Origin of the sequence: Micromonospora sp. WMMD1155 (assembly GCF_029581275.1) — a bacterium.
In the GTDB taxonomy this organism is placed as follows: domain Bacteria; phylum Actinomycetota; class Actinomycetes; order Mycobacteriales; family Micromonosporaceae; genus Micromonospora.
The window spans coordinates 2426353-2446889 of record NZ_CP120742.1 but is presented as its reverse complement, the minus strand read 5'-3'; the positions used below and the strand labels follow the sequence as shown (position 1 = coordinate 2446889).

Below are 20537 nucleotides of genomic sequence, written 5' to 3'. Positions count from 1 at the left end.
AGCGTACCCTAGGCTACGAGTTGCGTCGATTGGTGCGTCGATATTTGAGGAGGGCCGGTGGAAACCGATCTCACCGCTGCCTATGACCGGTGCCGTGAGCTGCACAAACGTCACGGCCGCACCTACTATCTCGCCACCCGACTGCTCCCCGCTTGGAAACGACGACATGTGCACGCCCTCTACGGGTTCACGCGGTACGCGGACGAGATCGTGGACCGCACCGAGGACCTTCCCCAGGCCGAGCGCGCCGCCCTCCTGGACGACTGGGCCAGCCGTTTCGTGTCCGGGCTGCACGGCGCGCCAGTCGACGACCCGTTGCTGCCGGCGGTCCTGCACACGATCGCCGTCTTCGATCTCGACCGGGACGACTTCGCGTCGTTTCTGAAGAGCATGGCGATGGACCTGACGGTCACCGCGTACCCGACCTACGACGACCTGCTCGACTACATGGAGGGTTCGGCGGCGGTGATCGGCACGATGATGCTGCCGATCCTGGGCAGCTCCGACCCGGCGGCGGCACGGGAGCCGGCCCGGCAGCTCGGCTTCGCCTTCCAGCTCACCAACTTCATCCGGGACGTCGCCGAGGACCTCGACCGGGGCCGCACCTACCTGCCGGACGAGGACCTGGCGAAGTTCGGCGTCACCCGCGACGAGTTGGCCGAGGCCGGCGCCCGAGGTCGCGGCACGCAGAAGACCCGCGAGTTGATCGAGTACGAGGTGACCCGCGCCCAGGCGCACTACGCCGCCGCCGCTCCGGGAATCACCATGCTGGCGCCCGCCTCGCAGGCCTGCATGCGCACCGCGTACGCCCTGTACGGCGGCATCCTCGACGAGGTGGCCGCGCAGGGCTACGACGTCTTCACCCGCCGGGCCCTGGTGCCGCAGCGGCGACGGATGGCGGTCGCCGCCCGTGCCCTGCTCACCCCGACCGGTACGCCGGTCACCATCCCCGGGCCGACGGTCCGACCGGAGACCCGGTGACCGCGAGCACCGCGATCGTGCTCCTCACCCGCGACCTGCGGGTGCACGACCACCCGGCGCTGGCCACCACCTGCGCGGCGTTCGACCGGGTGGTGCCGCTGTACGTGCTCGATCCGGGGCTGGCTCACCTGTCGGCCAACCGCACCCGGTTCCTGCACCAGGCACTCGCCGAGCTGCGCGCCGAGCTTCGTGAGCGCGGCGGTGACCTGGTGGTGCGGCACGGTGACCCGGTGGCCGAGACGATCCGGCTGGCCGGCGAGGTCGGAGCCACCGCCGTCGCGCTCTCCGCCGACGTCAGCCACTACGCCCGCCGTCGGGAGCGGCGGCTACGCGCCGATTGCGAGCGGCACCGGCTGCACCTGCGACTGTTCCCCGGGCTGACGGTCGTCGAGCCGGGCGCGCTTCAACCCGGTGGCGGAGGCGACCACTACCGGGTGTTCAGCCCGTACCACAGGTCCTGGACCGCCCGGCAGTGGCGCGAGGAGCTGGCCGCGCCGGAACGGGTGGCGCTGCCCAGCGGCGTGCGCGTGGGCGGTCTGCCGAAGCCGCCGGCGGGGGACTCGCCGGACGCGGCGGTCGGCGGTGAGCGGGTCGCCCGGCAGCGGCTCACCGACTGGCTGCCCGACCTGCGCCGGTACGACGACCAGCACGACGACATGGCCGGCGACGACACGTCCCGGCTCAGCCCGTACCTGCGGTTCGGGTGCGTGTCCCCACTGGCGGTGGCCAACCGCGCCGGGGACCGGTCCGGGCCGTTCGTCAGGCAGCTCTGTTGGCGGGACTTCTACTACCAGGTCACCGCCGCGTTCCCGGAGATCTCCACCTCGGCGTACCGGCGGGGCGCCACCGAGCAGTGGCGCTACGACGACGACGCGTTGGCGGCCTGGGCCGAGGGACGCACCGGGATGCCCATCGTCGATGCCGGGATGCGGCAGCTGCGTACGCAGGGCTGGATGCACAACCGGGCCCGCCTGATCACGGCCGGGTACCTGACCAAGCACCTCGGGCAGGACTGGCGGTCCGGGGTGGGCGTCTTCTTCCGGTGGCTGCTCGACGGGGACGTGGCCAACAACTCCGGCAACTGGCAGTGGGTCGCCGGCACCGGCAACGACACCAAGCCGTACCGCGGGTTCAACCCGGTCCGGCAGGCCGAGCGGTACGACCCGGCCGGTGACTACGTACGCCGGTGGGTGCCGGAGCTGGTGGGGGTGCAGGGCAAGGCCGTCCACCAACCGTGGCGACTGCCCGAGGCGCTGCGCCGGACGCTCGACTACCCGCCGCCGCTCTCGGTGCCCGGCACCGACCCCGTCTGGCTGCGCTGAGGTCAGCGGTCAGAGACAGGAGTGCAGCACCTCCACCAGCTCGTCCACCCGGTCGTGCTCGGCCAGGTGCGCGGTGGCGTACGCGAAGGCGTAGCCCCGTTCCGGGTCGGCCCACGCGCTGCTGCCGCCGATGCCGCCCATGCCCCAACTGCCGTCCGGTTCCCACTGCATGCCGAGCGTCCACCGGACCTGGCGGTCCAGCAGCAGGTCCGGCCCGTCGTACTGGACCCGGGTCGCCTCTGTCACCAGCTCCGGGCTGAACAGCCGGACCCCGTCCAGGGTGCCGCCGGCGAGCAGACCGGCGTAGAGCCGAGCCAGACCGGACGCGGTGGCGTGCAGGTTGACCGCCGGCATCTCGGCAGCTCGCCACAGCGGACTGTTCAGCACCGCCAGGTCCAGCCCGCCGGCCGGGTTGCCCAACGCGCGCGCCCGCAACGACCCCGGCTCGCCGAGCTTGCGAGTCGGCCACCCCGGATCGCCGTAGCGCATCTCGGCGCAGCGGCGTCGGTCGGCGTCGGCCAGTCCGAAACCGAGGTCGAGCTGCCACCGGTCGGCGATCTCCTCGGCCAGGAACCGGCCCACCGACCGCCCGTCGACCCGCCGGACCAGCTCGCCCACCAGGTGCCCGTACGTCCAGGCGTGTTCCGCGGCCACCGATCCCGGTGCCCACTCGGGATCGGCGGCGGCCAGGTCGCCGGTGAGCAGCGCCCAGTCGGCGACCGCAGTGGCCGGCCGGGGCACCGGGAAGGCCGGAAGCCCGGCGGTGTGCGACAACACCTGACGCACGGTGGCCGGCGTGTGGAACTCCGGCCAGTAGGCGTCGACCGGCGCGTCGAGGTCGACCTGCCCCCGGTCGACGAGCATCAGCAGACAGAGTGCGGCCACCGGCTTGCCGACCGAGTAGACGTTGGCGAGCGTGTCCGGTCGCCATGGCTCGGCACCGACCCGGTGCCCTCCGACCAGGTCGACGACGGGTCGCCCGTCGTACCAGACGACCAGGCCGGCACCGGTCTCCCGACCGGCCGTGAGCAGGTCGTGGAAGCAGTCCCGGACGGGGGCGAAGCGTGCGTGCATCCCGACACGGTAGGCGGCCCGGACCGGTGAGTGTGCGGACTTTTCTCCGGCCCCGACGATTCGGGCGGTGTCGCTGGGGCATGCTGTTCCGGTGGCAGATCCGGAGCTGGTGGACGTGGTCGTGGTTGGGCTCGGGGTTGGCGGCGAGGAGGTGGCCGAGCGGCTCGCCGAAGCCGGCCTGAGCGTCGTCGGCGTCGAACGGGACCTGGTCGGCGGGGAGTGCCCCTACTGGGGCTGCATCCCGAGCAAGATGATGATCAGGGCGGCCAACGCGCTCGCCGAGGCCCGCCGGGTCGACGGGCTCGCCGGGACGGCACAGGTCCAGCCCGACTGGGCGCCGGTGGCGAAGCGGATCCGCGAGGAGGCCACCGACACCTGGGACGACACTGTCGCCGCCGAACGGTTCGCCGGCAAGGGCGGCCGGCTCGTGCGCGGCACCGGCCGTCTCGACGGCCCCCGGCGGGTCCGGGTCGGTGACCAGGTTTTCGAGGCCCGGCACGGAGTCGTGCTGGGCACCGGGACCCGTCCCTCGGTGCCCCCGATCGACGGTCTGGCCGACACGCCGTACTGGACCAATCATCAGGCGATCGAGGCCGAGGAGCTACCGGAGTCGCTGCTGGTGCTCGGCGGCGGCGCTATCGGCCTGGAGTTGGCGCAGGTCTTCGCCCGCTTCGGGGTCCGGGTGACGGTGGTGGAGGCGCTCGACCGGGTGCTGGCCGTCGAGGAACCGGAGGCGTCCGAGGTCGCCGCCGCCGCGCTGCGCGCCGACGGCGTGGAGATCCACACCGGGGTACGCGCCGAACGGGTCGAACACGACGGCACCCGGTTCACACTGCGGGGCAGCGGCGGGGCGGCGTACACCGCCGACCGACTGCTGGTGGTGACCGGGCGGAAGGCCCACCTGGGCGAGCTGGGGTTGGACACGATCGGCCTGGACGCCAGTCAGCGCTACCTGCCGGTCGACGACCGGTTGCACGTCACCGACCACGTCTGGGCGGTCGGCGACCTGACCGGCGAGGGCGCCTTCACCCACATCGCCATGTACCAGGCGGGGATCGTGATCGCCGACATCCTGGCCCGCGCCCGCCAGGCGACGGCCGGGGCCGACGCCAGCGGCACGTCGAGCGTGGTCGGCGGAGCGATGGGCGCGTCCAGCGCACTGGCCGCCAGCGGGTCGAGCGGGTCGGCCGGCACCGTCCCCCGCGCCGACTACCGCGCGCTGCCCCGGGTGACCTTCACCGACCCCGAGGTCGGCGCGGTCGGGCTCACCGAGCGGCAGGCCCGCGACCGTGGCATCAACGTGCAGGTCGGGTTCACCAAGCTCAGCAGCTCGACGCGGGGCTGGATCCACCAGGTCGGCGACGAGGGCTTCATCAAGGTCGTCGCGGACGCCGACCAGGGTGTGCTGATCGGCGCGACGTCGGTCGGCCCGGCCGGTGGCGAGGTCCTGTCCGCGCTGGTGGTGGCGGTGCACGCGGCGGTTCCGCTGAGTCAACTCCGGCACATGATCTACGCGTACCCGACCTTCCATCGGGCCATCGGCGACGCGCTCCGCGACCTGTCCTGACGACCGCCCCACGCCCCGCGCCGGGCGCCGATGCGGGTCCGGGCTTGATCCACTCGCTTTCATGGAAGTCGCGGTATCCGGGGCCTTCCGACACCGCGACATCATGAAAGCCGAGTCGATCACGATCCGGCCGGTGCGACCTGGTGTCGGTAAGGCGCGGACGCCGCAACACGCACCCGATGCCGCCGCCCGAATGGTGGCCGATGGGAAGAATGCGGCAGCCGGACAGCAAACGCAGCGCATTTTGCTGTTCATTTCTTTCATCAGGACGACGTACGATTGCGGCCGTGACCAAGCGGTTGACTGAAGTTGCGAAGAAGGCGGGCGTCAGCGAGGCCACCGTCAGCCGGGTGCTCAACGGCCGCGACGGCGTCTCCGAGGCGACCCGGACCGCGGTGCTGACCGCGCTTGACGTGCTCGGCTACGAGCGACCCACCAAGCTGCGTGGCGAACGCGCCCGGCTGGTCGGGCTGGTGCTGCCCGAGTTGCAGAACCCGATCTTCCCGGCGTTGGCCGAGGTCGTCACCGGGACGCTCGCCCAGCGCGGCTACACCCCGGCTCTCTGCGCCCGGACCATCGGTGGTGTCTCCGAAATGGACTACGTGGAGATGCTCCTCGACCACCAGGTCTCCGGGGTGATCTTCGCCGGTGGTTCGTACGCGCTCGCGGACGCGCGACACGACCACTACCGTCGGCTGACCGATCGGGGCCTTCCGGTCGTGCTGGTCAACGCGGGTGTGGACGAGCTGGGTTTCCCCCGGGTCTCGACCGACGACGCGGTGGCTGTGGAGCAGGCGTACGGGCACCTGCGTTCACTGGGGCACGAACGCGTCGGGATGGTGCTCGGCCCGGAGGGGCACGTGCCGTCGCGCCGCAAACTGGACGCGATGACCAGGGCCGCCGGTTGGGGCGAGGACGACGCCGAGTGCGTCGAACGCTCCAGCTTCTCGATGGAGGGGGCGCGGGTCGCCGCGACGAAGCTGGTCGAGCGGGGCGTCACCGGGATCATCTGCGCCAGCGACGTGCTGGCGTTGGGCACGATCCGTGCGGCCCGGCGGCTGGGCCGGTCGGTGCCGACCGACGTGTCGGTGGTGGGCTTCGACGACTCCGCGTTCATGACGTGCACCGACCCGCCGTTGACCACCGTGCGGCAGCCGATCGAGACGATGGGCCAGGCCGCCGTGGATCTGCTGGTCACCCAGATCGAGGGTGCCGGCGTGCTCCAGGACGAGCTGCTGTTCGAGCCCGAGTTGGTGGTCCGCGGCTCGACCGCTCCCGCCCCTGGTCGCTAGGTACCGCACCCTACGACGCTTCGGCCGTCGACCGCTCCACGCGGTCGGCGGCCGTTTTCGTGGTTGCTCGCAGCGAACCTCATCGAAGCGATCGAATGACCCGCCATAGAGGAACAAAGGGCGATATTCCCGGCTGCTTTCAGATCCTTGCCAACATCTGTCGCCATCGCGTCGTGTCCTTTCGTCATGGGGTCGACACCTTGCTGAAATGAGTCGGCCTCGCTACAGTGACTCCACTCACACCTGGCTCCGACGCAGCTACTGGGCGTCAGGTCGCATCACTGCAGATCAGCGAAGGTCATTGGAGACACCCGTTCCCGAAGGGATGGACAGATGTCCGTACCGCAATACCGAAAGGCTGCGGCGGTCGCGCTCGTGGCCGGCCTGGGGCTCAGCCTCACGGCGTGCTCCACGAAGAGTGACGACAAGGGCGCGACCGCCGGCGGCAAGGTCACCATCACCGTCGACTGCCAGCCGGTCGGTGCCCAGAAAGAGCTGCTGAAGAACTGGAACGACGATGTCGCCGAGTTCCAGAAGCAGAACCCGGACATCATCATCAAGAGCGTCAGCGTCGGCGAGCAGTGCAACAACCCGCCGGACTTCACCGCCCGTCTGGCCGGCGGCACCGTGACCGACGTGTTCTACGGGTACATGACCGATCTCCAGCAGGTGCTCGACTCCGGTCAGGCGATGGACATCAGCCAGTACGCCAACAAGGACACCGTTCCGACCTGGGACAGCATCGACCCCGCGCTCAAGGAGGTCTTCACCGACGGCGGCAAGCTCTACGCCGTCCCGGTGAAGAACTACTCGATGGGGCTGATCTACAACAAGGTCCTGTTCCAGCAGGCCGGGCTGGACGTGAACAACCCGCCCAAGACCTGGGCCGACGTCCGGGCCGCCGCCAAGAAGATCTCCGCGCTCGGCAACGGCATCGCCGGCTACTCGGAGTACAGCGCCGGCAACACCGGCGGCTGGCACTTCACCTCCCTGCTCTACTCGCAGGGCGGCCAGGTGCTCACGGCCGACGGCAAGAAGGCCGACTTCAACAACCCCATGGGCAAGCAGGTCCTGCAGAACCTCAAGGACATGCGGTACGGCGACAACAGCATGGGTGCCCGCCAGCTGCTTCAGTGGGGCGACCTGCTGACCAACGCCGGCGCCGGCAAGGTCGGCATGTTCATCGGTGCGCCGGACGCCACCCAGGCCATCGTCAGCCAGTTCCAGGGCAAGTTCCAGGACTGGGCGATGGCTCCGCTGCCCGGCCAGGACGGCGCGGCGAAGGGGACGCTAGGTGGCGGCGAGGGTTACTTCTTCAAGAAGGACCTCACCCCGGAGCAGGTCAAGGCCGGTCTGAAGTGGATCGCGTACCAGAAGCTCACCCCGGGCAAGGGGCAGTTCGACTACGTGCGGGCCAAGCCGCAGAACTACCCGGTGGGTCTGCCCCAGCCGCTGCTGTTCGCCAACGGCAGCGACGCGCAGAAGCAGGAGCTGGAGCTGCGCAAGGCGAACGCGAACGTCGACACCGCCAACTTCGCGATCTTCGAGGCGACCCCGGTGCCGATCAAGGGTGAGCCGCGCAACGCCCAGGCGATCTACGCGGTGCTCGACGCCGCGATGTCCGGTGTGCTGACCAACCCGAACTCGAACATCGACGCGCTGCTCAAGACCGCCGAGGACAAGGTCAACCAGCTCCTCGCCGCGGAGAGCTGACCGAGCGTGTGGGGGCCGGGACGCCGACCCGGCCCCCACACACCACCCGCACCGCATCTCGACGTCACTAACTCACCCAGGAGTTGCCTTGGCGATCACCGTCGTTCCGGAGACCCCCAGGAAACCGGGCCGCCCGCCGTCGCCGTACTCGGCCGGGGCGCAGCGCACGAGCCTCGGCCGCAAGGTACGGGACAACCTCACCGGGCACGCGTTCCTGATCGGCGCGGTGCTCTGCTTCGTCGTCTTCTCCTGGTACCCGATGGTCCGCGGCATCGTCATGAGCTTCCAGCGGACCCGGCGCGGTGAGACCACCTGGGTGGGGTGGGACAACTACTCCCGCATCCTCGCCGACCCGAGCTTCTGGCCGGCCTGGCAGAACACGCTCTACTTCACGCTGCTCGCGCTCGTCCTCGGGTACGCGGTGCCGTTCTTCGTGGCGGTCCTGCTCAACGAGTTCCGCCACGCCAAGGGGTACCTGCGGATCCTGGTCTACCTGCCGGTCATGCTGCCGCCGGCGTCGGCGTTGTACCTCTTCAAGTTCTACGCGTACGACCCCAGCGAGGCCGGTCTCTTCAACGCGATCCTGAAGGCGCTGCACCTGCCCACCTCGCAGTGGATGCAGTCGCCCGAGATGACGATGCCGGCCATGGTGCTCGCGTCGACCTGGATGAACATGGGCGGGGCGGTGCTGATCTACCTGGCCTCGTTGCAGAACATCCCGGGGGAGCTGTACGAGGCTGCCGAGCTGGACGGCGCCGGCATCTGGAAGCGCATCCGCCACGTGACGATCCCGCAGACCCGGTTGATCCTCGCGCTCCTGGCGATGATCCAGATCGTCGCCACGATGCAGCTCTTCATCGAGCCCCTGATCCTCGCCAACGGTGCGGGCGCGGAGGACTCCGCGACGTCGGTGGCGTACCTCATCTACCAGCACGGCTTCTTCCAGAACGACCTCAACGGCGCCGCGGCGCTCGGCGTGCTCATGCTCGTGGTGTTGGCCGGCTTCTCGGCCGCCTACCTGCGGCTGAGCGCGAAACAGGACTAGGACGGGCGAGACATGGCACAGGACTCCGGCACCCGGACCCTCATCTCTCACGCGCAACTCCGCCGTGGGCGCGGCCGGTTCATCTACTGGGCCCTGCTCACCGTCGTCGTCGTGGGCTTCACCCTCGTCTTCCTCGGGCCGCTCTACTGGATGGTCACCGGCGCCCTGAAGTCCGGTCAGGAGATCGCGCAGACCCCGCCCTCGCTGTTCCCGAAGGACCCCCAGCCGCAGAACTACATCGACGCGTGGAACAACCTGGACCTCGCCAAGCTGCTGTTCAACACGTTCTACTACGCGGCCGGGGCGGTGCTGTTCCAGCTCGTCTTCGACACCGCGGCCGCGTACTCGCTGTCGAAACTCCGGCCGGTGTTCGGCAACGTGATCCTCGCCCTGATGCTGGGAACACTGATGATCCCGGCGATGGTGCTCATCGTCCCGCAGTACGTGACGGTGATCGACCTGCCGATCCTGCACATCAACCTGCTCGACTCGCCGTTCGCCATCTGGCTGCCCCTGGTCGCCAACGCGTTCAACATCTTCCTGTTGAAGCGGTTCTTCGACTCGATCCCGGAGGAGTTGATGGCCGCCGCCCTGATGGACGGGGCGTCGTCGCTACGCACGCTGTGGTCGATCATCCTGCCGCTGTCGCGCCCCATCCTCGGCGTCGTCTCGATCTTCGCGGTGACGGCGGTGTGGAAGGACTTCCTCTGGCCGAAGCTGGTCATGCCCTCGCCGGAGACCCGGACGGTGAGCGTCGGCATCTACGCCTTCGCCGGCGGTACGCCGATGAACGTGGTGATCGCCGCCTCGGTCATCGCGGCGATCCCGACCGTCATCATCTTCCTGATCTTCCAGCGGAACATCATGTCCGGTCTGACCACGGGCAGCCTCAAGGGGTAGCCGCGACCGCAACAGCCCGCGCGGCGAACAACGACCGTTCGCCCGACACACATCCAGGTCCGGCGAACCCGCCGACGTACTGACCCAGAAAGCAGGTGCTCGTGTCCACAGCAGACAGCAGTCCGTGGTGGCGTGGAGCGGTGATCTACCAGGTGTATCCCCGGAGCTTCGCCGACGGCAACGGCGACGGCATCGGCGACATCGCCGGCATCCGGTCCCGGCTGGATCACCTGTCCGCGCTCGGCGTCGACGCGATCTGGTTCAGCCCGTGGTACCCCTCGCCGATGGCGGACGCCGGCTACGACGTGTCCGACTACCGCGACATCGACCCGGTCTTCGGCTCCCTCGGCGAGGTGGAGGCGTTGATCGCCGAGGCGCACGCGCTGGGCATCCGGACCATCGTCGACGTGGTGCCGAACCACTGCTCCGACGCGCACCCCTGGTTCCAGGCGGCGCTGGCCGGTGGGCCGGGCGCGCCGGAGCGGAAGCTGTTCTGGTTCCGGCCCGGTCGGGGCCCGAACGGCGACCAGCGGCCCACCGACTGGGTGGGCGAGTTCGGCGGCGAGACCTGGACCCGCACCACCAACCCGGACGGCACCCCCGGCGACTGGTACCTGCACCTCTTCGCCCCGCAGCAGCCGGACTTCAACTGGGACCACCCGAGGGTGCGGGCGGAGTTCGAGGACATCCTGCGGTTCTGGTTCGACCGGGGGGTGGACGGCATCCGGATCGACTCGGCCGGGTTGCTGGTCAAGGACGGGACGCTGCCCGAGGTCGAGCCGGACCAGCCGCACCCGTTCCACGACCTCGACGGGGTGCACGACATCTACCGGGGCTGGCGGCGGGTCGCCGACGAGTACCCGGACCGCGCGTTGATCGGTGAGGTGTGGCTGCCGGACCGTCAGCGGTTCGCCAACTACCTGCGCCCGGACGAGCTGCACGCCGCGTTCAACTTCGACTTCCTCGGCTGCGCCTGGGACGCCTCCGCGTTGCGCGAGAGCATCGACGGGACGTTGAGCGCGCACGCGCCGGTCAACGCGCCGGCCACCTGGGTGCTCTCCAACCACGACGTCACCCGGCACGTCACCCGTTACGGCCGGGCCGACACCAGGTTCAGCTTCGCGGCCAAGCGCGAGGGCATCCCCACCGACCTGGAGCTGGGCACCCGTCGGGCCCGGGCCGCCGCGCTGCTGTCGCTGTCGCTGCCCGGTGCCGCCTATGTCTACCAGGGCGAGGAGCTGGGCCTCTACGAGGTCGAGGACATCCCGTACACGCTGCGCCAGGACCCGATGTGGGAGCGCTCCGGCCGCATCGACCCGGGCCGGGACGGCTGCCGCGTACCCCTGCCCTGGGGTGGTGACGAGCCACCGTTCGAGTTCAGCCCCGCCGGTGCCGCGGCGCCCTGGCTGCCCCAGCCGGCCGACTGGAAGGACCGGACGGCCAGCGCGCAGACCGGAGACTCGGCCTCGATGCTGGAGCTGTACCGGGCGGCGATCCATGCCCGGCGGGCCGACCCGGCGCTCGGTGACGGGGAGATGACCTGGCTGCCCGCCCCGGACGGGGTGCTCGCCTTCCGTCGCGGCGACCACTTCACCTGCGTCGTCAACCTCTCCGACTCCGCCGTTCCGATGCCCGCCGAGGGGGAGTTGTTGCTGGCCAGTGGCCCGCTCGACGACGGGATGCTGCCGTCGGACACGGCGGTCTGGCTGCGTACCGCCGGATCGGTGGACGGACCCGGCCGGACCTGACCGTCGTGGTGCCGGCGGTCCCGTCCCGGCCGCCGGCACCACCACCCACCACCCCCACGCACCGGGGAGGAAGGAGCAACGAAGGGGCAATGTGCCACGCGGCGGGTGTACCCCCTGCCCCCGCCGGGCAACGCACCGCACCCACCCCCGAAAGAGGTGTAGCGACCCCATGTCCAGTAACGGCACCAGACCAGGCACGCCGCCACCCGGCGCGCCCACTCCCGTCCCCCGCAGCGGCCACCGGCGGCTTCTGGCCGGCGTGCTCGCCGGGATGCTCCTCGCCACCGCCCCGGCCGCCGTCCCCGCGGCGAGCGCGGCACCGGCAGTCGACGCGGCGGCCGCCGCCGCGCGGGTGGCGATGCTCGCCGGGCTCTCCGCCACCATGACCGCCAGCAGCCACGTCCAGAACTACGTGGCGGGCAACGCCAACGACGGCAACGCCTCGACCTACTGGGAGAGCGCCAACAACGCGTTCCCGCAGTGGATCCAGGCGGACCTCGGCGCCACGGTCAACGTGGACCGGGTGGTGCTGAAGCTGCCACCGTCGTCGGACTGGCAGACCCGCACCCAGACGTTGACCGTGCTCGGCTCGACGAACGGCTCGTCCTTCAGCACCCTGAAGGCGTCCGCCGGCTACACCTTCAACCCGAGCAGCGGCAACACCGCCACCGTCAGCTTCACCGCCACCAGCACCCGCTACGTACGGGTGCAGGTGACCGGCAACACCGGCTGGCCCGCCGCGCAGTTCTCCGAGGTCGAGGTGTACGGCGCCACCGGCAGCACCGACACCCAGGCCCCCAGCGTCCCCGGCAACCTGGCGTACACCCAGCCGGCCAGCGGGCAGATCCGGCTCACCTGGTCGGCGTCCACCGACAACGTCGGGGTGACCGGTTACGACATCTACGCCAACGGCGCGCTGCGCGGCAGCGTCAACGGCTCGACGCTGGCGTACACCGACAGTCAGCCGGGCAGCGCCACCGTCTCCTACTACGTCCGGGCCAAGGACGCGGCCGGCAACCAGTCGGCGAACAGCAACACGGTGACCCGCACCGGCACCGGCAACCCGCCGACCGGCAGCAACCTGGCGATCGGTAAGCCGATCACCGCCTCCGGTTACGTGCACACGTTCGTGGCGACCAACGCCAACGACAACAACGTGGCCACCTACTGGGAGGGCAACGGCAACCCGAGCACGCTGACCGTGCAGCTCGGCGCGAACGCCACCCTCAGCCAGGTCGTGCTGAAGCTCAACCCGGACTCGGCCTGGGGTACGCGGACCCAGAACATCACGGTGCTCGGCCGGGACCAGGGCTCGTCGAACTTCACCACGCTCGTCGCCGCGACGAACTACACCTTCAACCCGGGCAGCGGCAACACGGTGACCATCCCGGTCAGCGGCGCGGCGGCCGACGTCCGGCTCTCGATCGCCTCGAACACCGGCGCACCGGCCGGGCAGGTGGCCGAGTTCCAGGTCTTCGGCACCCCGGCGCCGAACCCGGACCTGACCGTGACCGGCATGTCGTTCAGCCCGTCCGCGCCGGTCGAGACCAGCACCATCACCCTCTCGGCCACCGTGCGCAACGCCGGCTCGGCGGCCTCCGGCGCGACGAACGTCAACTTCTACCTGGGATCCACCCGGGTGGGCACCGCGTCGGTCGGCGGCCTCGCGGCCGGCGCGTCGGCGACGGTCAGCGCCGGCATCGGCACCCGCGACTCGGGCAGCTACCCGCTCAGCGCGAAGGTGGACGAGTCGAACACCGTCGTCGAGCAGGACGACACCAACAACAGCTACACCAACCCCAGCCCGCTGGTGGTCGCCGCGGTCGCCAGCTCCGACCTGGTCGCCTCCGCCGTCGACTGGTCGCCGGGCAACCCGCCGCCGGGCAGCACCGTCACCTTCTCGGTGTCGATCCGCAACGCCGGCAACCAGGCGTCCGCGTCCGGGGCGCACGGCATCACCCTCACCGTGCTCAACGAGTCCGGCACCGTGGTCCGTACCCTGACCGGCTCGTACTCCGGTGTGATCAACGCCGGTGCGACGGTCGGCCCGATCAACCTGGGCACCTGGACGGCCGCGAACGGCAAGTACACCGTCCGGGTGGTGCTCGCCGCGGACGGCAACGAGCTGCCGGTGAAGCAGACCAACAACACCAGTGACCGGCCGCTCTTCGTCGGTCGCGGTGCCAACATGCCGTACGACATGTACGAGGCCGAGGACGGAGCGATCGGTGGCGGTGCCAGCGTCGTCGGACCGAATCGGGAGATCGGCGACCTGGCCGGCGAGGCGTCCGGTCGGCGGGCGGTGACCCTCAACTCGACGGGCAGCTACGTCGAGTTCACCACCCGGGCCAGCACCAACACACTGGTCACCCGCTTCTCCATTCCGGATGCACCGGGTGGCGGTGGGATCAACTCGACCCTGAACGTCTACGTCAACGGCACCTTCCACAAGGCCATCGATCTGACGTCCCGGTATGCCTGGCTCTACGGCAACGAGGCCAGCCCGGGCAACTCGCCGAGCGCGGGCGGACCGCGGCACATCTACGACGAAGCCAACGTCATGCTCAACTCCACCGTCCCGGCCGGCAGCAAGATCCGTCTTCAGAAGGACCCGGCCAACACCACGACGTACGCCATCGACTTCATCAACACGGAGCAGGTGGCGCCGATCGCCAACCCGGACCCGGCGCGCTACACCACGCCGACCGGCTTCACCCACCAGGACGTGCAGAACGCCCTTGACCGGGTGCGGATGGACACCACCGGCAACCTGGTCGGGGTGTACCTGCCGGCGGGTAACTACTCCACCTCGTCGAAGTTCCAGGTGTACGGCAAGGCCGTCCAGGTGACCGGTGCCGGCCCCTGGTACACCCGGTTCAACGCTCCGGCGGGCCAGGACAACACCGACATCGGCTTCCGGGCTGAGAACTCGGCGGCGAACTCCTCCTTCAAGAACTTCGCCTACTTCGGCAACTACACCTCCCGGATCGACGGTCCGGGCAAGGTGTTCGACTTCGCCAACGTGTCGAACATCGTGATCGACAACATCTGGAACGAGCACATGGTGTGCCTCTACTGGGGCGCGAACACCGACTACATGACGATCAAGAACTCCCGGATCCGGAACATGTTCGCCGACGGCATCAACATGACCAACGGGAGCACCAACAACCTGGTCAGCAACAACGACGCCCGGGCCACCGGCGACGACAGCTTCGCACTGTTCTCGGCCATCGACGCGGGCGGCGCCGACATGAAGGACAACATCTACGAGAACCTGACCTCGACCCTGACCTGGCGGGCCGCCGGTGTCGCCGTGTACGGCGGCTACGGCAACACGTTCCGCAACATCTACATCGCGGACACGCTTGTCTACTCCGGCATCACCATCAGCTCACTCGACTTCGGCTACCCGATGAACGGCTTCGGCGCCAACCCGCCGACGAGGTTCGAGAACATCTCGATCGTCCGGGCCGGTGGGCACTTCTGGGGCGGGCAGACCTTCCCGGCCATCTGGGTGTTCTCCGCCTCGAAGGTGTTCCAGGGCATCCGGGTCAGCGATGTCGACATCATCGATCCCACCTACAGCGGCATCATGTTCCAGACCAACTACGTCGGTGGGCAGCCGCAAAACCCGATCACCGACACGGTCTTCACCAACGTCTCGATCAGCGGTGCCCGGAAGAGTGGGGACGCCTACGACGCGAAGTCCGGCTTCGCCATCTGGGCGAACCCGATGCCGGAGGCCGGGCAGGGGCCGGCCGTCGGGTCGGTCACCTTCAACAACCTGCGGCTGAGCAACAACGCGGTGGACATCCAGAACCCCACCTCGACGTTCACCATCATCCGTAACTGATTCACCCGGTAGCCGACGCCGTCGGGAGGTCCCACCCTCCCGGCGGCGTCGTGCCGTGCCGGCCCTCGCCCGCCGCGAACCGGGCCGCGCCGGCCAGCGCGTCCGCCGCCAGCGAGTCCATCCCGTACACCAACTCGGTCGCCAGTGCCTCCGGCTCAGAACGCCCGGCGGCGGCCAGCATCGCCGCCCGGTCGTTGCGCAGGCAGGTCTGCGGGTGTCGGGCGATCGTCGCCGCCAGCTCCTCGGCCGCCGCCCGGGCCTGGCCGGGTGGCACCACCCGATTGACCAACCCCATCGTGTACGCCTCGTCCGCCGCCACCGGGCGGCCGGTGAGGATCAGGTCCATCGCCCGGCTCTCGCCGATCAACCGGGGCAGCCGGACGGTGCCACCGTCGATCAGCGGCACCCCCCAGCGGCGGCAGAACACCCCGAGCGTCGCGTCGGACTCGGCGACCCGCAGGTCGCACCAGAGCGCCAACTCGAGCCCGCCGGCCACCGCGTACCCGGAGATCGCCGCGATCACCGGCTTGTTGAGCGCCATCCGGGTCGGACCCATCGGCCCGTCGCCCTCCGGCTCCACCCGGTTGCCACTCGGCGTACCGATCGCCTTCAGGTCGGCCCCGGCGCAGAACGTGCCACCGGCGCCCCAGAGCACGGCCACCGACGCGTCCGGGTCGGCCTCGAAGGCCCGGAAGGCGTCGGCCAACGCCCGGGCGGTCGGCCCGTCCACGGCGTTGCGAGCCGCCGCCCGATCCAGCACCACAGTCGTCACCGGCCCGGAACGCTCCACCCGCACACCCATCGGCTCAGCATGCCCGCGCCGCCCGGTGCCCACAATCCCGGTCGATCTTGCGACGGCCCGCGCCCGCGCCCGAGATCCGCAGAGATCTTGGCACCGAGCGGGGCGACGTCCCGTCCTGGACCGTCGCGTCGCGAGGACACGCTCACGCTGAGTGGCAGTTTTGTCGCCCGCGACCGGTTTGCGACCCCCTTCGCCGGGAAGTCGGTACGGGTGCGAGCACTTTTGACGAAAGTTGAGCAGGCATCCAGGCTGGACCGGACGGGTGACCGGTTGCAGCGAGTCGTCCTCAGCACGCTGCGTCCGCGCCGGCTGCGGGACCTGCTGCACGGGGTGACCATCGGGCATCCGCTGCACCCGGCGATGGTGCAGGTGCCGGTCGGCGCGTGGATCAGCGCCGCGGTCCTCGACCTGATGCCCGGGCAACGCCGACCCGCCACCATGCTTGTCGGGCTGGGCACCGTCAGCGCGGTGCCGGCGGCGATCGCCGGGCTGAACGACTGGGCGGCACTCGCCCGGGACCAGCGCCGGGTCGGCCTGGTGCACGCCGCCGCCAACACCGTAGGCCTGACGCTCTACGCCGGCTCGTTGGCCGCGCGGATGTCCGGTCGGCACGGCGTCGGTCGCGCCCTCGGCTTCCTCGGCCTCTCCACGGTCAGCCTCGGGGCGTACATCGGGGGTCACCTCGCGTACAAGCAAGGGGCACAGGTCAACCAGAGCATCTCCGAGTTGCGCCGGATGACCGATGGCTGGCACTCGCTCGTCGACATGGCGACGCTGCCGCAGCGCACCCTGATCACCCGGGAGGTGGACGACGACATCTCGGTGATCCTCTACCGCCACGGTGACGAGGTGACAGTGATGTTGGAGCGCTGCCCGCACCAGAGCGGACCACTCGGCGAGGGCGAGGTGCAGGAGATCGATGGTCACGCCTGCGTGGTCTGCCCGTGGCACGGCAGCGCGTTCCGGCTCAACGGTGGTGAGGTCGTGCAGGGGCCGTCCGGCAACGACCAGCAGATCCTGCCCACCCGGATCCAGAACGGCGTGCTCCAGACCCGCCTGCCCTGACGGCTGTCTCCACGCCTCGGCAGTCTGCCCTTGGGGGTGATGCTGCCGCGCGTCGGCGGCGGTAATGCTTTCAAGGCTTATACCTGTGAGTCATATTTATGACTCACAGGTATACCGCTCTCCGGGGACCCTCGCCCCCGGGTCCGCTGCGAGGGGTCGAGGGTCGACGGAGACACCAGATCACGGTGGCTCTCGATCGGGCCGGGTCCGGATCGTCCTCGGCCGGTCCGGATCAGCCGCGTCGGTGGCGGCCGACCGGTGGCCCGTCCGGCACGGAATCCAGACCGTGCCCGCCGTTGAGCAGGCCACCCTCGTCGCCGTCACCAGCCCAACCGTCGTCATCGCCCCACCCCGGCGTTCCGGCGGGATCGACCCCGCCGCCCTGAGGTGCCGTGCCGCCGTAAGGTGCGGTGCCGCCGGATAGAGCCATCCCGCCGCCGGGGAAGGCCGTGCTACCGGGGGGAGCCATCCCGCCGCCGGCAGGTGGTCTGCCGCTGCTGCGGGGCGTGGTGTCGCTGTCGCCCGCCGCCGCCCGGCCGGTCGGTGGCGTCGGAGCCTCGATGGCTGCCGCCGCCCGGCTGGCGGCCCAGGCCGCACCACTTCCGGCCGCCGCGCCGGTGGTCCGCCGGGCGGCGCTCGTGGTTCGGCCCGGACTGCCGCTGCCGCTGCCGCTGCCCGTGCTCCGCGCCGTGCTGCCCGTGCTGCGCGCCGTGCTGCCCCGGGGTTTGCGGGAAGATGCGGCCAGTCGGGGAGCCGCCCCGGCGGTGGCCGGGCGTCGACGCAGACCCAGGACCGCGCCGATCTGGGCGCCGACGATGCTCGCCACGGCCAGTACGGCGGAGACCGCCAGCGGTCGGTTCACCCGGTCGTCCGCACCGGCCCGGGCCGCTCCGACAGTCATCGCGGGTGGTTGCGCCGCTGACCGCGTACCGCTGGATGGTGCCGGGTCCACCCGCTGCGGTGCGGTCCGTTCGGGCGCCGGCGGGGGTGCGGGCGGTTTCGGCGCGGCGGCCGGGCCGATCAGTCGGCCGCTCGCGTGCTGGCGGGCCCCCTGGTCGGCGGCCTCCGACGGCAGCCGGAGTAGCTGGCCGGGGCGGATCCGATCCGGGTCGTCGAGCTTGTTCAGCTTGGCGAGCTGTCGGTAGTCACCGAACTCGTCCAGATAACGCTCGGCCACCTCACCGAGGTAGTCGCCCCGAGCCACCCGGTACACCGGCGCGGCCTCACCGTTCGCCGCCGGTCCGCCGGGTGCGGCCACCTCCGTCCCGGCCAGCCCGAGTGGTCCACCACGGGCCAGCGGGGCTGCCGTGTCGGGCGTCGCGCCCGCGCGGGTCGGCGCGGCCACCGTGGCGGCCGTCGACGTGACAGTGCCCGAGTACGCCGGGGGGCCGTAGATCGCGGCCGCGCTGGCGGCGGCCGGGCTGGCGACGAGGATCAGCGCCACCGAGCCGACCAGCGCCGCGGCGGCCCTCTGCTGGCGGCCCATCCCGGGCAACCTCGGGGCCGGCCGGCGCAGGGTCTGCGCACCCAGCTCGACGAGGACGGAGAAGGCGAAGGTGGCCCAGCCGAACCAACCGGCGACGGCGAGTGCGCGCAGGAAGAGTTGACCGTCGTCCCGGCTGGTCAGGGCGGTGCCCACCTCGCCGATCGTGGGAAGGTGGTCGGGCAGGGGGTTGCCGGCGAAGGCCAGCAGTGCGATCGGCGCACCGATCAGCAGCACCAGGAGCACGGCCAGCGCGCCGATGCCGGTGAGGATCCGTCCGGTCCGCCGTACGACGGACCCACCCGATGCGGGCATGGCTGCCTTCCTTCCTACGGTGTTGCGGTAATGGCACTCGCGGTTGCCTCGCCGGTGACGGTGACGGTGTCGGCACTGACGAACGGTCCGAGCATCGAGCGGTGGTAGGTGATGCTGACTGTCACCCGGATCCGGGTTTCCCCGTCGACCACGGGGAAGCTCACCGTGTGACCGGCGGTGTCGACGGCGGCCAGGTAGTTGGCGACCGCGACGACCGCCTCGTCCTCGTCGATCCGCTTCGGTCCGCCCTCGATGGCGGTGGCCCGGTCGATGGCCTGACCGCCGGCCCGGGCCGCCTCGGCGGCCAGGTTCTGGGCGCGTTGCAGGGTGCGTAACTGCCCGGCGCCGTCGAAGGAGAGGCCGATGACGGCCAGCACTCCGATCATCGTCACCGCGAGGAAGATGCTCACCCGGCCGTGCTCACCCGAGGGTGGGCGCTCGGGTGACGGCGCGGTGGCGGTCACTGCCGGCTCCGGTAGCGGTCCAGGGGCGAGGTGAAGTTCGCGGTGATCTGCTTCCCGCCGGGCATCCCGGGCAGGATCCCGAGCGAGATGTCGTCGAACGAGACCAGGCAGACGATCTCGACCGTCACCGTGGCGTCCTGGCCGACCGTGCTGCCGAAGGCATCGTCGAAGCTGGTCGCCTTACCGGCCACCGAACCGGTGAACGTGGGGTCCAGATCGTTCGCGCAGGCCAGGCCGTGCCAGTCGAGTTGCTTCTGGGCGGCCTCCCGCGCCGCCGTCTTCGCGGCCGTCGAGTTCCGCGAGATGGAGGCGGCGCGGGCGGCGTCGTGGACCGCGGCCTCGACCGCCTCGGCGGCGAGCGCGGTACGCCCGACCACGCCGGCCAGCACCATCAACGCGATGAACGCGGGCGCGAGCACCGCCACCTCGATGGATACCGAGCCCCGCTCGGCGGTGCGGTTCACGGCGGGGTCACCCTCTCCACCGTTCCGTGGGCGGTCTGCTGAATCGCGAAGTCCACGCCCGGCACCACCGACAGGGACCGGCCGCTGACGGTGCAGGTCACCTCGACGTCGTTGATGATCACGCAGCTCGGGCCGGGTGCCTTCCAGCCCACCAACCAGCCGCCGGCGGACTCCAGGAACTTCGTGGCGCTGTCCTCCCCGGCGCCGTTCGCCGCCTGGTAGGACCGCTGGGCGTTGACACCGCCCTGTGCGGCGTTCAACGCGGTCGAGCGGGCCAGGAAGACGGCCGCGATCTGGATCGAGGCGAAGAGCAGCACCAGGATCAGCGGCATCATCACGGCCAGCTCCACCGGGTTGGCGCCCCGATCCCGGTCACCGGCCGCGAGGTGGCGCCGGGCGGCCTCGACCGCCCGGCGCCACAGTGGGAACGCGGCTCGGCGCATCCC

Annotated in this window: 16 protein-coding genes and 1 pseudogene; 11 read left to right on the top strand and 6 right to left on the bottom strand. The window is 70.5% G+C overall.

The genetic code is table 11. The features are described 5' to 3' along the window. Window positions 1-57 precede the first annotated feature (57 nt). Together O7617_RS10985 and O7617_RS10980 are read left to right on the top strand one after the other, a co-directional pair. Window positions 58-981 carry a phytoene/squalene synthase family protein gene (locus tag O7617_RS10985; protein WP_282263271.1) on the top strand — a complete coding sequence of 308 codons (924 nt, stop codon included), beginning with the start codon at window positions 58-60 and terminating at the stop codon, window positions 979-981. Continuing rightward, a complete protein-coding gene (locus O7617_RS10980) occupies window positions 978-2303 on the top strand; it encodes a deoxyribodipyrimidine photo-lyase (RefSeq protein WP_282263269.1) in 1326 nt (441 codons plus the stop codon). The genes O7617_RS10985 and O7617_RS10980 overlap by 4 nt, the downstream gene beginning before the upstream one ends. Window positions 2304-2312: 9 nt before the next feature. Here O7617_RS10980 and O7617_RS10975 read toward each other — a convergent pair whose 3' ends face one another. Continuing rightward, window positions 2313-3377, bottom strand: coding sequence for a serine hydrolase domain-containing protein (locus tag O7617_RS10975; protein WP_282263268.1), 1065 nt, complete (start codon window positions 3375-3377; stop codon window positions 2313-2315). A 91-nt stretch (window positions 3378-3468) separates the two neighbouring features. Here O7617_RS10975 and O7617_RS10970 point away from each other — a divergent pair, with 91 nt between their 5' ends. From O7617_RS10970 to O7617_RS10935, 8 genes are all read left to right on the top strand, one after another. Continuing rightward, on the top strand, window positions 3469-4944 hold the full coding sequence (locus O7617_RS10970) for an NAD(P)/FAD-dependent oxidoreductase (RefSeq protein ID WP_282263267.1): 1476 nt from the start codon (window positions 3469-3471) through the stop codon (window positions 4942-4944). 61 nt (window positions 4945-5005) lie between these two features. Then, window positions 5006-5251, top strand: coding sequence for a hypothetical protein (locus tag O7617_RS10965; protein ID WP_282263266.1), 246 nt, complete (start codon window positions 5006-5008; stop codon window positions 5249-5251). Beyond that, entirely contained in the window at window positions 5232-6236 is a 1005-nt protein-coding gene (locus O7617_RS10960; protein WP_282263265.1) for a LacI family DNA-binding transcriptional regulator, read from the top strand. Before O7617_RS10965 ends, O7617_RS10960 begins: the two co-directional genes overlap by 20 nt. Window positions 6237-6569: 333 nt before the next feature. Next, the gene (locus O7617_RS10955; RefSeq protein ID WP_282263263.1) at window positions 6570-7949 is read left to right on the top strand and encodes an extracellular solute-binding protein; all 1380 of its coding nucleotides are present in this window, start codon (window positions 6570-6572) and stop codon (window positions 7947-7949) included. A gap of 88 nt (window positions 7950-8037) precedes the next feature. Beyond that, window positions 8038-8994 (top strand): sugar ABC transporter permease, encoded by a 957-nt coding sequence (locus O7617_RS10950; protein ID WP_282263261.1) that lies wholly within the window; start codon window positions 8038-8040, stop codon window positions 8992-8994. Between the two features lie 12 nt (window positions 8995-9006). Beyond that, a complete protein-coding gene (locus tag O7617_RS10945; RefSeq protein WP_282263259.1) occupies window positions 9007-9894 on the top strand; it encodes a carbohydrate ABC transporter permease in 888 nt (295 codons plus the stop codon). Between the two features lie 101 nt (window positions 9895-9995). Next, window positions 9996-11642 carry a glycoside hydrolase family 13 protein gene (locus O7617_RS10940; RefSeq protein ID WP_282263257.1) on the top strand — a complete coding sequence of 549 codons (1647 nt, stop codon included), beginning with the start codon at window positions 9996-9998 and terminating at the stop codon, window positions 11640-11642. A gap of 169 nt (window positions 11643-11811) precedes the next feature. After that, window positions 11812-15498 carry a discoidin domain-containing protein gene (locus tag O7617_RS10935; protein ID WP_282263256.1) on the top strand — a complete coding sequence of 1229 codons (3687 nt, stop codon included), beginning with the start codon at window positions 11812-11814 and terminating at the stop codon, window positions 15496-15498. A gap of 1 nt (window position 15499) precedes the next feature. Here the strand turns inward: O7617_RS10935 and O7617_RS10930 are convergent, their stop codons facing one another. Further along, window positions 15500-16300 carry a crotonase/enoyl-CoA hydratase family protein gene (locus O7617_RS10930; protein WP_282263255.1) on the bottom strand — a complete coding sequence of 267 codons (801 nt, stop codon included), beginning with the start codon at window positions 16298-16300 and terminating at the stop codon, window positions 15500-15502. A gap of 210 nt (window positions 16301-16510) precedes the next feature. On the opposite strand from O7617_RS10930, the gene O7617_RS10925 reads away from it, so the two are divergent. Next, window positions 16511-17365 carry a DUF2231 domain-containing protein gene (locus tag O7617_RS10925; RefSeq protein WP_278143409.1) on the top strand — a complete coding sequence of 285 codons (855 nt, stop codon included), beginning with the start codon at window positions 16511-16513 and terminating at the stop codon, window positions 17363-17365. A 763-nt stretch (window positions 17366-18128) separates the two neighbouring features. Here O7617_RS10925 and O7617_RS10920 read toward each other — a convergent pair. The 4 genes and pseudogenes from O7617_RS10920 to O7617_RS10905 form a co-directional block, all read right to left on the bottom strand. Beyond that, window positions 18129-19163: pseudogene (locus O7617_RS10920) on the bottom strand (LysM domain-containing protein); the annotation flags it as partial. A 14-nt stretch (window positions 19164-19177) separates the two neighbouring features. After that, window positions 19178-19627, bottom strand: a complete 450-nt coding sequence (locus O7617_RS10915) for a pilus assembly protein TadG-related protein (protein ID WP_282263252.1) — start codon at window positions 19625-19627, stop codon at window positions 19178-19180. After that, on the bottom strand, window positions 19624-20091 hold the full coding sequence (locus tag O7617_RS10910; RefSeq protein WP_282263251.1) for a TadE/TadG family type IV pilus assembly protein: 468 nt from the start codon (window positions 20089-20091) through the stop codon (window positions 19624-19626). Before O7617_RS10910 ends, O7617_RS10915 begins: the two co-directional genes overlap by 4 nt. After that, window positions 20088-20534, bottom strand: coding sequence for a TadE family protein (locus O7617_RS10905; RefSeq protein WP_282263249.1), 447 nt, complete (start codon window positions 20532-20534; stop codon window positions 20088-20090). Before O7617_RS10905 ends, O7617_RS10910 begins: the two co-directional genes overlap by 4 nt. Window positions 20535-20537 lie beyond the last annotated feature (3 nt).